Source organism: Variovorax sp. J22P240, assembly GCF_030316855.1.
Taxonomy (GTDB): domain Bacteria; phylum Pseudomonadota; class Gammaproteobacteria; order Burkholderiales; family Burkholderiaceae_C; genus Variovorax.
In genome coordinates, this window is record NZ_JASZYR010000014.1 from 38,431 (window position 1) to 52,475 (window position 14,045).

Annotated in this window: 13 protein-coding genes; 9 read left to right on the forward strand and 4 right to left on the reverse strand. The window is 67.2% G+C overall.

Features of this window, described 5'->3' with window-relative positions; translation table 11 throughout:
• Positions 1 to 34: 34 nt before the first annotated feature.
• Complete coding sequence (locus tag QTI24_RS24980; RefSeq protein WP_286604070.1) at positions 35 to 838, reverse strand: IclR family transcriptional regulator; 804 nt, start codon at positions 836 to 838, stop codon at positions 35 to 37.
• Between the two features lie 179 nt (positions 839 to 1,017).
• On the opposite strand from QTI24_RS24980, the gene QTI24_RS24985 reads away from it, so the two are divergent.
• The 4 genes from QTI24_RS24985 to QTI24_RS25000 all read left to right on the forward strand — a co-directional run bounded on the left by QTI24_RS24985 (position 1,018) and on the right by QTI24_RS25000 (position 5,658).
• On the forward strand, positions 1,018 to 1,995 hold the full coding sequence (locus tag QTI24_RS24985) for a tripartite tricarboxylate transporter substrate binding protein (RefSeq protein ID WP_286604071.1): 978 nt from the start codon (positions 1,018 to 1,020) through the stop codon (positions 1,993 to 1,995).
• Positions 1,996 to 2,016: 21 nt separating this feature from the next.
• Positions 2,017 to 2,814: an enoyl-CoA hydratase/isomerase family protein gene (locus tag QTI24_RS24990; protein ID WP_286604072.1), complete on the forward strand. Its 798-nt coding sequence runs from the start codon at positions 2,017 to 2,019 to the stop codon at positions 2,812 to 2,814.
• Positions 2,815 to 2,819: 5 nt separating this feature from the next.
• Positions 2,820 to 4,904, forward strand: a complete 2,085-nt coding sequence (locus tag QTI24_RS24995) for an acetate--CoA ligase family protein (protein WP_286604073.1) — start codon at positions 2,820 to 2,822, stop codon at positions 4,902 to 4,904.
• A 160-nt stretch (positions 4,905 to 5,064) separates the two neighbouring features.
• Positions 5,065 to 5,658: an NUDIX hydrolase gene (locus tag QTI24_RS25000; protein WP_286604074.1), complete on the forward strand. Its 594-nt coding sequence runs from the start codon at positions 5,065 to 5,067 to the stop codon at positions 5,656 to 5,658.
• A 22-nt stretch (positions 5,659 to 5,680) separates the two neighbouring features.
• Here the strand turns inward: QTI24_RS25000 and QTI24_RS25005 are convergent, their stop codons facing one another.
• The 3 genes from QTI24_RS25005 to QTI24_RS25015 form a co-directional block, all read right to left on the reverse strand.
• The gene (locus tag QTI24_RS25005; RefSeq protein ID WP_286604075.1) at positions 5,681 to 7,018 is read right to left on the reverse strand and encodes a DUF1254 domain-containing protein; all 1,338 of its coding nucleotides are present in this window, start codon (positions 7,016 to 7,018) and stop codon (positions 5,681 to 5,683) included.
• A gap of 114 nt (positions 7,019 to 7,132) precedes the next feature.
• Positions 7,133 to 7,624, reverse strand: coding sequence for a GNAT family N-acetyltransferase (locus QTI24_RS25010; protein ID WP_286604076.1), 492 nt, complete (start codon positions 7,622 to 7,624; stop codon positions 7,133 to 7,135).
• A gap of 88 nt (positions 7,625 to 7,712) precedes the next feature.
• Positions 7,713 to 8,900 (reverse strand): acyl-CoA dehydrogenase family protein, encoded by a 1,188-nt coding sequence (locus QTI24_RS25015; protein ID WP_286604077.1) that lies wholly within the window; start codon positions 8,898 to 8,900, stop codon positions 7,713 to 7,715.
• A 192-nt stretch (positions 8,901 to 9,092) separates the two neighbouring features.
• Between QTI24_RS25015 and QTI24_RS25020 the strand changes: the two genes are divergently transcribed.
• From QTI24_RS25020 to QTI24_RS25040, 5 genes are read left to right on the forward strand one after another with little or no spacing between them, the layout of a single operon-like run.
• Positions 9,093 to 10,712: an FAD-dependent oxidoreductase gene (locus tag QTI24_RS25020; RefSeq protein ID WP_286604078.1), complete on the forward strand. Its 1,620-nt coding sequence runs from the start codon at positions 9,093 to 9,095 to the stop codon at positions 10,710 to 10,712.
• A complete protein-coding gene (locus tag QTI24_RS25025; RefSeq protein WP_286604079.1) occupies positions 10,709 to 11,038 on the forward strand; it encodes a 4Fe-4S dicluster domain-containing protein in 330 nt (109 codons plus the stop codon). Before QTI24_RS25020 ends, QTI24_RS25025 begins: the two co-directional genes overlap by 4 nt.
• Positions 11,039 to 11,069: 31 nt before the next feature.
• A complete protein-coding gene (locus QTI24_RS25030) occupies positions 11,070 to 12,053 on the forward strand; it encodes an ABC transporter substrate-binding protein (protein ID WP_286604080.1) in 984 nt (327 codons plus the stop codon).
• A gap of 12 nt (positions 12,054 to 12,065) precedes the next feature.
• Positions 12,066 to 13,145: an ABC transporter substrate-binding protein gene (locus QTI24_RS25035; RefSeq protein WP_286604081.1), complete on the forward strand. Its 1,080-nt coding sequence runs from the start codon at positions 12,066 to 12,068 to the stop codon at positions 13,143 to 13,145.
• Positions 13,146 to 13,159: 14 nt separating this feature from the next.
• Positions 13,160 to 14,002, forward strand: a complete 843-nt coding sequence (locus tag QTI24_RS25040; RefSeq protein WP_286604082.1) for an ABC transporter ATP-binding protein — start codon at positions 13,160 to 13,162, stop codon at positions 14,000 to 14,002.
• The last annotated feature ends 43 nt before the right edge of the window (positions 14,003 to 14,045 follow it).

A 14,045-nucleotide genomic window follows, 5' to 3' on the forward strand; every position in this document is an offset into this window, starting at 1 on the left:
CGTCCGGCAGGATGAATGGCAAACGCCCAAGCCTTCACGCATCCGTCGCCGCATCGAAACCGTGCTGGATGCGCGCTCTCAAGGCGAGCAGCGTTGGAGCGAGTTCGCGCACCACCGCCGCCCATGGTTCAGCCGTCGACAGGCTCACATTCAAGGCGTATGGCGAACCCTTGAACACCAGTGGTGCCGCTACCGCGACGACTTCAGGCTGCCACGCGGCCGCACAGAAACCCTTCTCCTCGACGTCGCGGATCGCGGCCGTGAGCGCCGGTTCGAGCCCCGCCCATTGCGAACGTCGGGTCCGGCGAAAGTGCGCGAGCAAGGCCTTGCGCTGGCCTTCCGGCGCGATGGCCAGGTAAGCGCGACCGAGGGAAGTCAGCTCCATCGGCACACGCTGGCCCGAAACGACCCTGCGCAGAGAGGGCCGCCGGTTGTACCGGATCGATTCCAGGTAGACCATTTCGTCCCGATCGGGAGCGGCCAGGCCCACGTTGATCCGGTGCGCCTGGGCAGCGTCGCGCATGTGCGGTGCCGCGATCGCGAGCGCGGTGGAACCCGAGCGCATGGCGTGCGCCAGGCTCAGGACCGCTGGAGCCAGGCTATACGCCCGGGTGCGTGGCTCCACCTGCAGGTACCCCGACCCCACCAGCGTCTGCGTCAGGCGGCTCACCGTCGAACGGGAAAGGCCTGTTCGCTCCGCAATCTCGGCGTTGCCCAGCAGTTCCGAGCCCGGACGGAACGATCGCAAGATCTCGATGCCCCGCTCCAGAGACCTGTTTGCGGGGGAGACACCGGGCTTTTCCACCCCGAGAGACTGCGCGAGTCTTGACGAATTCATGAGATTCAGAAGGCCCCCATCCAAGCCGCACGACACGACCAAGCCAGTGTAGTGGATTCCACTGCATGGAATCGGAGGGGTGTCAAACGGAGCCAGGCTTTCTAAGCTACCTCTCATGGCGGCTTCGACCGGAAGCGCCAACTGGCAGAGAGCTTTGCCCCCGTGGCAGGAGACAACCCATGACCCTTACCTTCCGTTCCTTTTTGCAGCGCCTGGCTGGCTGTCTGGCCGCAACCGCGCTGGCAGCCTCCGCGGCCTTCGCCGGGTTTCCGGACAAGCCCCTGAAACTGGTCGTTCCCTTCGCCCCGGGCGGCGGGACCGATGCCATTGCGCGTGCGCTGGGCGTGGGCATGTCTCACGCCCTGGGCCAGCCGGTCGTCATCGACAACAAGCCTGGTGCAGGCACCATCATCGGCAGCGATGCCGTGGCCAAGAGTTCCCCTGACGGCTACTCGGTGCTGGTGTCGACCTTCGCGCATGCGGTCAACCCCAGCCTGATGGCCAAGCTCCCGTACGACACGCAGAAGGGATTTGCACCGGTCGTCCTGCTGGCGCGTGGCCCGAACGTCCTCGTCGTGCGTGCAGACAGCCCCTACAAGTCGGTGGCCGACGTGGTGGCCGCCGCGCGGTCCAACCCGGGCAAGCTCACCTATGCCTCTCAGGGCAACGGGACTTCGGCGCATCTTGCGGGTGAGATGTTCACGAACCTGGCCAAGGTGCAGATGACGCACATCCCCTACAAGGGCGCCGGCCCGGCCCTGACCGATCTGCTCGGCGGCCAGGTCGACATGATGTTCGCCACGGCGGCGGCAGCCTCGTCCCAGGTCGCCGGCGGCAAGCTGCGCGCCATGGGGGTCACGACGCCACGCCGCGCGCCGGCCCTGAAGGATGTGCCCGCCATCGCGGAGACCGTTCCCGGCTACGCCGTGGAGAGCTGGTATGGCCTGTTCGTCCCGGCGGCTACGCCGTCCGAGGTGATCGGCAAGCTGAACGCAGCGGCGAAGAAGGCGTCCGAGAGTGCCGAGTTTCGCAAGTTGCTCGAACCGGAAGGACTCACCGTCAGTGCCGGCACCCCGGCCGAACTCGGTGAGTTCGTCGCCTCCGAGACCGCCCGCTGGTCGCGGATCGTCAAGGAAAACAACGTCAAGGTCGACTGAGACCGAAGAAGGATGAATCCCATGGACTACGCACTGATCCAACTGCAGGTCGAACACGGCATCGCCACGATCACCTTCAACCGCCCCGAGAAGCGCAACGCGATGAGCGATGAGTTGCGCACCGAGTTCATCCATGCCCTGGAACGCGTTGCCGGCGACAAGGGCATTCGAGCCCTGGTGCTCACCGGTGCCGGCAAAGGCTTCTGCGCCGGTGGCGACATCGCGGGCATGGAGCGACGCATGAACGCGCCGGCGGGCGAGATCGCATTCAATGGCTGGCACCGGCAGCAACGTGTGCACCACACGCAGGCGCTCCTGCACACGATGCCCAAGCCGGTGATCGCAGCCGTGAACGGCGCCGCCTCCGGCCTTGGCGCGGACACCGCCCTCGCATGCGACTTCATCATCGCCAGCGAGTGGGCCAGCTTCAGCTGGTCCTACATCCACCGGGGCATCATCCCTGACGGCGGCGGCATGTACTTTCTCCCGCGCCGGGTCGGCTTGCCGAAAGCCAAGGAGCTGATCTTCACCGGGCGCAAGGTGGATGCGGACGAGGCGCTCGCCTTGGGCATCGTGGACCGCAAGACCACGGCGGACCGGCTCGTGGCCGAAGCCCAGGACTGGGCTTGCGAATTGAGCAAGGGCTCCGCGACAGCGCTTGCGCTCTCCAAGACGATCCTGAACCAGACCTTCGAGCTGCCGGCCCAGCAGGTCTTCGCGCAGGGCAGTCAGGCGCAGGGCATCTGCTACACGAGCTCCGAACACCGCGAGTCGGTCCAGGCCTTCCTGGCCAAGAGCAACGTCGACACCAAGGAATGATGGACATGGAAGCCCTCTCCCGATTGCTCCAGCCCCGAAACGTCGCCGTGATCGGCGCTTCGGGCGACCCGGCCAAGACCGCCGGCCGGCCCGTGTCGTACCTGCTGAAGCATGGCTTCGCCGGCGCGATCTACCCCGTGAATCCGAAGCTCGATCGCATCGGCGAGCTGCCCTGCTACCGCAGTGTGGCCTCGCTGCCGGAGGTCCCCGATGTGGGCATCGTCCTGCTGGGAGCGGAGCGGGCGCACATCGCCGTTCAAGAGCTTGCCGCGCGCGGCGCTTCCGCGGCCATCGTGCTGGCGAGCGGCTACACCGAAACCGGCGAGGAAGGCGCCCGGCGCCAGCAGCAATTGCTGGAAGCGGCCGGAAACATGCGCATCCTGGGCCCCAACACCATTGGGCTGGTGAATCTGACCGACAACATCGTGCTCTCGGCCAGCGGCGCGCTGGAGATGGATCATTTCCACGCAGGTGCCATCGGCGTGGTGTCGCAGAGTGGCGGCATCCTCGGAGCGCTCCTGTCACGTGCCGCCGCGCGTGGCATCGGCCTGTCGAAGCTGGTGTCGACCAGCAACGAAGTCGACCTCGAACTGGCCGATTTCGTCGACGCGCTGGTCGACGATCCGGCAACGCGAGTCATCGCGCTGTACATCGAAGCGATCCGGCACCCGGAGAAATTCCGCGCTGCCGCGCTCAGGGCCGCGCGTGCCGGCAAGCCCATCGTCGCCTTCAAGATCGGGCGCTCCGAGGCGGGAGCCAAGGCGGCGGTGTCGCACACGGGTGCGCTGGCCGGCGCTGACCGCATGTACGACGCCTTGTTTCGGCAGACCGGCGTGATCCGGGCACAGACCTTCGGCGATCTGCTCGACGTCCCGGCCGCCCTCGCGACAGGGCGCGTCCTGCGCGGCAAACGGGTTGCCATCCTGACGTCCACCGGCGGCGCCGGCACGCTCGTGTCGGACAGCCTGGGTGTTTGCGGCTTCGAGACCCCCGCGCCGGATGACCAGACGGCAGCGGCCCTGCGCGCCCTGCAGACCGGCGACCACGCGGCACTGGACCGCAATCCGATCGACGTCACGCTGGCCGGCCTGCAACCGGATCTGCTGCGCGGTGCGATCCAGGCCCTGCTGGCCAGTCCCAGCTACGACGCCTTGGCCGTCATCGTCGGCTCGTCGGGCGTCGGCAGGCCCGAGCTGATGGCCGGCGCGATCGCGGACTGCCTGGCGCTGTCCGACAAGCCGGTGCTGGCCTATGTCAGCCCGCATGCACCCGAGGCCGCCGCCCTGCTCACGCAACGCGGCGTGCCCGCGTTCGTTGCCGCGGAGAGTTGCACGGCGGCGCTCGTGGGCATGCTGCAGGCGGGCCAGTGGCAACCGCCGGCAGGGGAAGCCGGTAGCGCTGCTCGAGTGCCGATGCACGACTTGCCCACGGGCTCGCTGGACGAGGCGCAGGCCAAGCAGCTGTTCGCGCGGTTCGGCGTGCCCTGCGCACGCGAGTGGGTCGTCCAGAGTGGCGAGCAGGCGGAGCGCGCAGCGCGCGAGTTGGGGGGACAGGTCGTCCTGAAGATCCTGTCCAGCGAGATCACGCACAAGAGCGACGTCGGCGGCGTGGCCGTGAATGTCTCGCCTGAACAGGTCGCGGCTCGGCTCGGCGCGATGACGACCGAGGTGGAGCGGAATACCGGTGTGCGCCCCGGGCGCTTTCTGGTGCAGGAGATGGTGAGCGGCGGAACCGAGCTGATCCTCGGCATGCACCGCGATGCGCTCGGTACGGCCATCCTGCTCGGCATGGGTGGCGTCACCGCCGAACTGTTCAAGGACACGACGATCCGCCTGCTGCCGGCAGCAGGCGGCCTCGGCAGGGACGAGGCCTGGGCCATGGCGCGTGAGCTCAAGACCTGGCCGCTGCTCGACGGCTTTCGAGGGCGGCCCAAGGCCGACGTGGAGGCGCTGGTCGATGCCATCGTCGCCTTCTCGCGCATGGCCGCGCAACTGGGCGACCGGCTGGTCGAGGCCGAGATCAATCCTGTCTTCGTGCTGCCCCAAGGCGCCGGCGTGCGCGCCGCCGATGGCGTTGTCGTGCTCCGCTGAGGTGAGCGACCGCCGCGATCGGACGGCCGCTAAGATCATCGTCTCGGACCGCGGCGGTTCCGAATTCACTTCAGGGTCGTGACCCAGCCACCAGATGCCATTGGACGAGGACCTGAGACGACGTATCTGCGCGGGCCTCGAACGCCAGGAGCGTCTCGCGATGGACTCGCAAGCGTTGCGGCCCGCTGCAGTCGCCCTCGTGGTTCTCGAAGAGGGGCTGGGCGCCAATCTTCCGGGCATCGACCCTCCACCGGTCTGGAGCGACAGTCCGGCGATCCTCCTGACGCGCCGGTCCGCGACGCTTCGCGCGCACGCGGGTCAGTGGGCACTTCCCGGAGGGACGATCGACCCCGGAGAATCCGCCGAAGTGGCTGCGCTGCGCGAACTTCGCGAGGAGGTCGGACTGGAACTGGGCATGGCACAAGTGCTCGGTAAGCTGGACGACTTCACCACGCGATCAGGATTTGTCATCACGCCTGTCGTCATGTGGGCGGGGATAGCGAAAAGCCTCGTGATCAACGACGCCGAGGTCGCAAGCATCCACCGCATCCCTGTGAGCGAGTTCATGCGACCGGATGCGCCGCTGCTCGATGCGATCGAGGACAGCGTGCACCCCGTCTTGCGAATGCCCGTGGGGGACACGTGGATCGCTGCGCCGACCGCGGCCTTTCTCTACCAGTTCCGTGAGCTGTGCATCGCGGGCCGCGCCATCCGCGTGGGGCACTACGAGCAACCGATGTTTGCAAGAAAGTGACCCGTCCGCCGGCGCGGACGCACTACTGCAGCTTCTTGACTGCCGGCGGATCCCATTTTCCCGTCAAGGCATCCCCCTTCGGCGAATACAGGCGCATGGTCAGGTTGAAGGCTCCTTTCGGCGCGGGGAGCCAGTTGGCTTCCTTGTCCTTGCCCGGGCTGTCGTTCTGGAAATACAGGTCGAGCGACCCATCCGCGTTGGGCTTGAAGGGCATCCAGCTGCTGAGCGCGAAGCGATCCAGCGCATTGGCCACCTGGAAGCCTTCCTCATCGTAGAGCGTGATGGACCAGAAGGCGTTGACGGGCGGCGTAGCGCCATTGTCGAAGTGAACCGCGTACTTGTTGGTGCCGACCAGCGGTTTGCCGGTATCGTCTGCCAGGTTGAGCGGATAGATGGCGTCCTCGGGTAGATTGGCGCCCAGGCCCAGCTGGGCGACGATGGCGCGCTTCAGGTAGTAGTTCCCGTAGACGCCCATGGTGTCGGTGTTCATCGACCATCCGTTGGCGACCCGGGCGATGGTCGCGACCTTCCAGGCCATCAATTGCTGTGCGCGCGCGGACGCGCCGGCAAGTGCTTTCTGCACCACCGGATCGAGCTTGTCGATGTCGAAGCTCTTGCCGGGCTCGAGGCCGATCCGCTTCATCCGGGCGACGATCGGTTGGTCGGTCAGGTGCGGCGGGTGCAGCTTGAGCAGTTCACCCGCGTAGCCGAAGTACTTGGCGGCCGGCATGGTGTCGACCTGTGTCTTCGGCGGTGTCTTCATGTCCACGGCGGGGTCGATCTTCACCGCCGTCGGCGCTGCTTGCTTGCCCCGGCTCGATAGCGGCGTGACCAGGTAGCCCGCCTGTATGGCCCTGACTGCTTCATAGTCCGCCGGCCCGTCGGTCCTGGTGCGGCCGATGATCCAGACATAGGGGGTCGGCGCCGGGATGTGCGTCAGGCCATCGGGCAGTCGACCGGTCCAACCCGGCGGCGTGACCAGAAAATCGCCAGCTTGCGTGCCGGTCGTTCGCCAGCCGGGCGAAGCGAAAACGTCGGACCACATGTCCAGCATCGGCAGAAGATAGAAGCGCCCGGCGGTGTCCGGCGCGGAGACGACCTGTGGCTCCTCGGTAAGGTCCAGCCAGGCAATGGAGTAGAGCGTGTCGAAGTTGACCCGCACGACCACTTTCAGGTCTGCCGGCGGGTAGGCCGGGATGTTCACAAACATGTTCATCGGACCCTTGCCGAATTGCTTGCCGGGCTCGATGTTGGTCGATTGCAATCGCGTGAGGTCCATCGTCACGAGGGGGTAACAGTAGATGTAGGCATCGACTGCAATCTCCTGGGCTTCCTTCTCCGAAATTGTTTCGAGGGTCACGGTCACTTCCTTTCTTGTGATGTGGCGCCCGAGTATTGCGCCGCGGTGGGGCACGCCGACCGTCGATTTGTCAGCCGATGCAACAGGTGTGTATGGCGGGGACCGAGCCCCCGCTCAAAGGTCCATGGTCATCTCGTGCCATGACATTCCGCCGTGATCCGAGGGGGAAGGCTGCACGTACCGATAGCCCAGGCGGGCATACAGATCGACGTGCCGCTGCTTGCACATGAGGTGGATGGTCTTCTTGCCCGCTTGTCGCATCTGCCCGACGAAGGTCCGCATCAGGGTAGTCGCGTAGCCGCGGCCCTGATAAGCCGAATCGATCACGACCGACATGATCACGACGTTCGGAGCAGCAGCGTCATGTCCCACGAGTTCCTTGAACGACTCGTCCGACATCACGACGCTGTCGGCGCAGCCGCTGTTGATGAAGCCGATGACTCGTCCGTCCAGCTCCATGATCAGGAAGCCTTGCGGGTACTCGGCGATCCGCTTGGAGATCCTGGCCAGCGTGGCGGCTTCATCGCCCTCGTACGCCGTGCTTTCGATCTCGAAGCAGCGTGCGTCGTCCAGTGGAACCGCTTGGCGAAACGTGGGGGTGCCCATGACGCGATGGCCGCGGACTGCGGCGGAAGAATGCATCGCGCAATGGTACGGCGGCACGCACGCCATTCGGGCGCACTACGTCGTGCTCTCAGTTGTACAGCGACGGCGGCGGCGCTTCGTCCTTGAGCGCCCAGCGCCCCAGCATGTTGAGCTTGTAGTCGAGCGGATCATGGAGCGTGTGCGTGCGCACGTTGCGCCAGAAGCGGTCGAAGCCCAGCACCGAGCGGGTGCCGCGCGCGCCCACCACCTCGAAGAGCTCCTGGCTCGCGTAGAGCCCCGCGCGATGGGCCACCACCTTCGCTTCCGCCGTGGCCACGGAAACTTCGGCGCGCTCCAACGCGCTCAGCGAATGTCCTTGCGCGAAGGCGGCGTCCAGCGCGTGCGCAGCACGATCGGCCAAGGCGTTCGATGCCGCGATCTGCACCCGCAATTCGCCGAACCGGTTGAGCATGAAAGGGTCGTCCGTCGCATGCGCCACGCCCGAACTCACCCAGGGCCGCGCACTGGTACGCGCATGGTGGCGTGCCTCCCGCTGCGCACCGATGGCGATGCCGAGATAGAGATTGACCAGCACCAACTGGCCGATGCAGGTGCGCAGCGTGTGAAAGGGTGCGGGCACCGCATCGGCGGCGCGGATGACGTCCCGCGCCGGCAGCGCGACGTCGGAGAAGGCCACCGAGTTGCTGTCGGTCTGGCGCTGGCCGATCGGGTCCCAGTCGTCGAGCACGACGATGCCGGCCTGCTGCGTGGGCACGATGCCGAGCAGCATCGCGCCGCCCGTCCCGGCCTGCTCGGCAGAGAACGTCATGTAGCTGGAGCCGCTGGTGCCGGAACAGAAGCTCTTGGTGCCGTCGAGCACAAAGCCGTCCTCCACCGCGCGCGCCTGCAGCCGTTTATCGAGCGGGTTCATGCCATTGCCCCACCAGCCCTGCTCGCGCACCGTCGCCGTGAGCCAGCGTGCCTGCTGCTCCTCGCTGCCGTAGATGAGCACCGTCGCGACCTGCAAGTGATGGAAGGCCAGCACGTGGGCGAGCGCGCTGTCGACGGCGGCGATGCGTCGCACCGTGGCGAACACATCGCTCCAAGAGCGGCCACGGCCACCGAAAGCGCGCGGCACGACGTCGAGCAGCAGGCCGTGCGTCCGGATCAGCGCCTTCTCCTCGGCCGCGTGTCCGCCTTTTCGGTCGCGCTCCGGGGCGCTGGCGTGCAAGGTCTCGATCAGGCCGGCGAGGTCGTCGACGGAAGAAGCAGGTGGAATGGGAATGCGGGCGTTCATGCGTGGAATCGGAACCAGCCAGGATTCTTCGATGCTCCGTTGCCCTGGGCAACGAAGAAATCGGCGCGACCTTCATCGGAATACGCATAAGGCCATGCACCGCAGAACGCATATGGTTGAACGGAATCCTTCTTTGCATCCTGCCCCCTGCTGGTTAGGGTTCCAGCCTCACGGACACACGGCGGAACAGACATGGGCGCAAGAGATTTCGAAGGTCAGGCACTGTCAGGTGCCGATGGCGGTCATCGCCACGACGCGGACGTTCTCGTGATTGGCGGCGGGCCCGCGGGCACCTGGGCCGCCATCAGCGCGGCGGCGCAAGGCGCGCGCGTGGTGCTCGCCGACAAGGGCTTCTGCGGCACGTCCGGCGCGACAGCGCCCTCCGGCACCGGCCTGTGGCACGTCTCGCCCGAGGGCAGCGCGCGTGCCGAGGCCAAGGCCAGCCGCCTCGCGATGGGCGGTCATCTCGCCGAACACGCCTGGATGGACCGCGTCCTGGCGCAGACCTGGGACAACGTCGAGCGCCTCAAGGACTGGGGCTATCCCTTTCCGAGCGACGACGAAGGACAGCTTCGCTGCACCTCGCTGCAAGGCCCGGAGTACATGCGGCTGATGCGCAAGCGGGTGAAGGCATCGGGCGCACGCATCCTCGATCACAGCCCCGCGCTCGAGTTGCTTGTCGATGCGCAAGGCACGGTCGGCGGCGCCACCGGCGTGAACCGCCAGACCGGCGAGACCTGGGTGGTGCGCGCGGGCGCGGTGGTCATCGCGACCGGCGGCTGCGCGTTTCTCAGCAAGGCACTGGGCTGCAACGTGCTGACCGGCGACGGCCAGCTGATGGCGGCCGAGGTCGGCGCGGCGATGTCGGGCATGGAGTTCTCCAACGCCTATGGACTCGGACCGGCCTTTTCGTCAGTCACCAAGTCGCTGTTCTACAACTGGGCCACCTTCTACGACCGCGATGGCAAGGCGATCGAAGGCGCCGGCTCCTCGCGCGGGCGCAGCGTGATCGCCCAGAATCTGCAAACGCAGCCAGTCTATGCCTGCATCGACCGCGCCGACCCGCAGATCCGGGCCTGGATGCGCACGGCACAGCCCAACTTCTTCGTCTCGTTCGATCGCCAGGGCATCGACCCCTTCACCCAGCATTTCCCTGTCACCCTGCGCCTGGAGGGCACGGTGCGCGGCACCGGCGGGCTGAACCTGATCGACGACAGTTGCGCCACTTCGGTCGCCGGCCTGTATGCCGCGGGCGACGCCGCGACGCGCGAGCTGATCTGCGGCGGCTTCACGGGCGGCGGCAGCCACAACGCGGCGTGGGCCCTGTCCTCCGGCTTCTGGGCCGGCGCCGGCGCGGCGGCCTTCGGCCAGGATGCGCGCACCCGTGCGCCGCGTGCGCTGCGACGCGCTGGCGGCGTGGCGCTCGCCACCCGTGGCGCCGAGGGCTACGACAGCCAGGCGGTGGTGAGCGCGGTCCAGGCCGAGGTCTTTCCGTACGAGCGCAACTGGTTTCGCGAAGGCCACGTACTGGCGGAATCCCTGGGCCGACTCGACGCACTCTGGACTCGCCTTCGCCACAGCGCACCAGCGGCCACCGCCAGCGAAGCCGTGCGCGCCCGCGAGGCGGCCGCCATGCTCGCGACCGCACGCTGGATGTACCGCAGCGCGCTGCAGCGCACCGAAACCCGCGGCATGCACCGGCGCCGCGAACACGAGGCGCTGGATCCGACCCAGCGCCACCGACTCCTCAGCGGCGGGCTCGACGAGGTCTGGGTCTGCGCACAGCCCCTCACGGAAGCCCTCACCGCATGATCGAACTCATCAGCCCCGAACGCTGCACTGCCTGCAACATCTGCGTCAACGCCTGCCCGACCAATGTGTTCGAGGCCGTCGCCGGCGCCCCACCACGCATCGCGCGGCAGGACGACTGCCAGACCTGCTTCATGTGCGAGCTGTACTGCCCCGAGGACGCGCTCTATGTCGCGCCCATCGCGGACCGCCGCGCCAGCGCCGATGAACGCGAGCCCGCCACGAAAGAGCTGGTGGGCAGCTACCGCCGCGCCATCGGCTGGGGCCGGGGGCGTCAATCCACGGCATCGGCCGATGCCAGCTTTGAACTGCTGCGGCGCGCGCACTGACGCACCAGTTGCTCTGCCTCCTTCGAACCCGATGACCCCTTCGACTTCACCCCTTGCGTCCCGCCGGCGCGTGCTTCGCGGCGCCGTCGGCGCTGCCATCGCGAGCGCCCTGCCCGCCTTCACCAACGCCCAGGGCACCGACGCCGTGCTGCGCCTCGGCTACATCGGCCCCGGCAAGAAGCCGGCTGCCGCCACCGGCTGGGCCCTGCGGCAGGGCCTGCTGCAGCGCGAGCTCGCGTCGCTCGGCATCCAGGAGATCTCGACGCGCAATTTCCCCAACGGCCCCGACCTCAACGAAGCCTTCGCAGGCGGCGTCCTGGACGTGGGCATCTACGGCGACACGCCAGCCATCGTCGCGCACTCGCGTGGGCTCGAGAATCGACTGATCGGTTTCGATGCCGTCGGCATGAACGTGTGGCTGCTGACCCCGCGCGGCGGTGTGCGCAGCGTCAAGGAACTCGAGGGCCAGTCGATCGGCGTGGCGCGCGGCTCCTACATGCACCGCTATGTGCTGGGCCTGCTCAAGGCGCACGGCCTGCAGAAATCGGTCAAGGTGATTCACATGTTCCCGCGCGATGGCGAGGCCGCGCTCGACCGCGGCTCCATCGCCGCGTTCGCAGCCCAGATCGATGTCGGCCCGCTGCTGGCCTCGCGCGGCTATCCGGTCATCGACCAGGCCGATCAGCACCCGTCGCTGCGCGGGACTTCGGTGATCGTCGCTTCGGACAAAGTGCTGCAAGCCAGGCCGGGACTGGCCGCAGCGTGGACCCGCGCGCGGCGTTCGGCGCTCGCGGACATCCACCGCGACCCGCAGGCCTACTACGCCTTCCATGCCGAGGTCAGCGGCTTTCCGCTCGAGGTGGTCAAGGTCTCGCACCCGCTCTCGCAGTATCCCGAGGCCGCCTACCCGGCCGAGGGGACGGCGCTGCTCGCCGAAGTCAAGAACTTCCTTCTGGCCGAGAAACTCATCGATCGCGATTTCAACCTGGACAACTGGCGCGTCAACGACGCCTGACAAGGATTCATCATGGCCTCACACATCACCACCCCCTCCTCGTTGGCCAAGTTGCCATCGCGCCGCCGCGCCCTGAGATCACTGGCCTCGCTGATCGCCGTCGGCGCCGGTGGCCTGCCGCTCGCTGGCTGCTCGCGCCATGACAGTGCCGGCGCTTCCGCCGCGGGCGGCGGTCCTGCGGTCGTCGGCAAGACCGGCGACAAGGTGGCATTCAAGTACCCCAACAATCCATCCTTCGACCTCATCTACCTGGCCGACGAGCTCGGCTACTTCGAAGGCACGAACACGCGGCCCGAGTACGTGGGCAAGATCGCCGCGCCGCAGATCATTCCGCTCGTGGGCACGGGCGAGATCGACTTCGGCTCGCGCATGGTGCCGCTGGTGATCTCCGCGATCGCCTCGGGCGCCGACCTGAAGGTCGTCGCGGCCGGCGGCAAGACGCTGGAGGAAGCGCCGCACATGAAGTACTTCGTGCGCAAGGACTCCGGCATCCGAACGCCGAAGGATCTCGAGGGCAAGACGATCGGCTTCAACAGCTTCGGGGCCTGCGCGGAGTTCGTGACGAAGAAGTACCTGCGCGAAAAAGGCGTGGACGTGAACAAGATCAACTTCCTCGTCATTCCCGACGAGCAGGCCGAGCAGACGCTGGTCACGGGCAACACGGACCTGGCGATCATCCACGCGCCCTTCTCGGGCCGCGCCGATCATGCCGACCAGCTGGTGCGACTGTGGAGCGACTGGGACCTCGACGGCGGCCTGGGTGGCATGGCGCCGTACAGTGCCCATGGCAGGTTCATTCGCGAGCATCCCGAGGCGGTGCGCGACGTGGTCGTGGCCCTGGCCAAGGCCGGCAACTGGGTCAATGCCAACCCGGAGGAAGCGCGCAAGCTGGTGTCCAAGCGCATCAACATGGCGATCGAGAACGTCGACCGCTATGCCTATGTGGAGGATCTGGTCGTGACGGAGCCGCCGATCCACTACTACATCGACATCCTGCAGTCCGAGGGCAAGATTGCCGCGGGCAAGGTGGCGATCAAGGACGTCTACACCAACGAGTTCAACCCCTTCGCCGCCAAGCCGGCGAAGGCCTGAGGCGAGGCCCGGCGATGACGGTCAAGATCTCGGCGCGCGACGTGCGCATGGAGTTTCCCGCGCGCGGCTCGCAGGAGCGCGTGTCGGTGCTGCACGGCTTCGACCTCGACGTGCGAGAAGGCGAGTTCCTGTCGGTGCTCGGGCCCTCGGGTTGCGGCAAATCGACCTTCCTAAGCATCCTGGCCGGACTGACGGCGCGCACCGGCGGACGCATCAGCATCGGCGGCCAGAAGCTTGCAGGCATCAACCGCAGCCAGGGCGTGGTGTTCCAGGGCTATGCGCTGTTCCCGTGGCGCACCGTGCTCGACAACATCGCCGTCGGGCTGGAGATCCGCGGCGTGAGCCGCGAGCAGCGGCGGCGCACCGCACAGGACTACCTGGAGCGCGTCGGCCTGCACGGCTTCGGCAACAGCTATCCGCACGAGCTCTCGGGCGGCATGAAGCAGCGCGTCGCGATCGCGCGGTCGCTGGCCTACCAGCCGGACGTGCTGCTGATGGACGAACCCTTCGCCGCACTCGACGCGCAAACCCGCGAGATCCTGCAGACCGAACTGCTGCGCATCTGGGAACAGGATCGCAAGACCATCGTCTTCATCACGCACAGCCTCGACGAGGCCATCTATCTCTCGGACCGGGTGGCCGTGATGACGCAGCGCCCCGGCCGGATCAAGGACATCATCGACATCCCGCTCGCGCGTCCCCGCTCGAACGAGATCCGCAACTCGGCCGAATTCGTCGCGCTGCGCCAGCGCGCCTGGGACGTGCTCAAGGACGAAGTTCAGTTCGGCGTGCATCCCGCAGCCGTCGCGCGCTCGACAGCGCCGAGCCCTCTGCGCCAACTGCAGGAGGTTGCGTGAGCGCGGTCGATCCCCTCCATGACCAGGGAGCTCTCGAGGCGAT

Coding starts and splice junctions, on each gene's coding strand:
- QTI24_RS25035 (WP_286604081.1), top strand. CDS start 12,066: ATGGCCTCACACATCACCACCCCCTCCTCGTTGGCCAAGTTGCCATCG.
- QTI24_RS24995 (WP_286604073.1), top strand. CDS start 2,820: ATGGAAGCCCTCTCCCGATTGCTCCAGCCCCGAAACGTCGCCGTGATC.
- QTI24_RS25015 (WP_286604077.1), bottom strand. CDS start 8,900: ATGAACGCCCGCATTCCCATTCCACCTGCTTCTTCCGTCGACGACCTC.
- QTI24_RS25040 (WP_286604082.1), top strand. CDS start 13,160: ATGACGGTCAAGATCTCGGCGCGCGACGTGCGCATGGAGTTTCCCGCG.
- QTI24_RS25025 (WP_286604079.1), top strand. CDS start 10,709: ATGATCGAACTCATCAGCCCCGAACGCTGCACTGCCTGCAACATCTGC.
- QTI24_RS25010 (WP_286604076.1), bottom strand. CDS start 7,624: ATGGGCACCCCCACGTTTCGCCAAGCGGTTCCACTGGACGACGCACGC.
- QTI24_RS24980 (WP_286604070.1), bottom strand. CDS start 838: ATGAATTCGTCAAGACTCGCGCAGTCTCTCGGGGTGGAAAAGCCCGGT.
- QTI24_RS24990 (WP_286604072.1), top strand. CDS start 2,017: ATGGACTACGCACTGATCCAACTGCAGGTCGAACACGGCATCGCCACG.
- QTI24_RS24985 (WP_286604071.1), top strand. CDS start 1,018: ATGACCCTTACCTTCCGTTCCTTTTTGCAGCGCCTGGCTGGCTGTCTG.
- QTI24_RS25000 (WP_286604074.1), top strand. CDS start 5,065: ATGGACTCGCAAGCGTTGCGGCCCGCTGCAGTCGCCCTCGTGGTTCTC.
- QTI24_RS25020 (WP_286604078.1), top strand. CDS start 9,093: ATGGGCGCAAGAGATTTCGAAGGTCAGGCACTGTCAGGTGCCGATGGC.
- QTI24_RS25030 (WP_286604080.1), top strand. CDS start 11,070: ATGACCCCTTCGACTTCACCCCTTGCGTCCCGCCGGCGCGTGCTTCGC.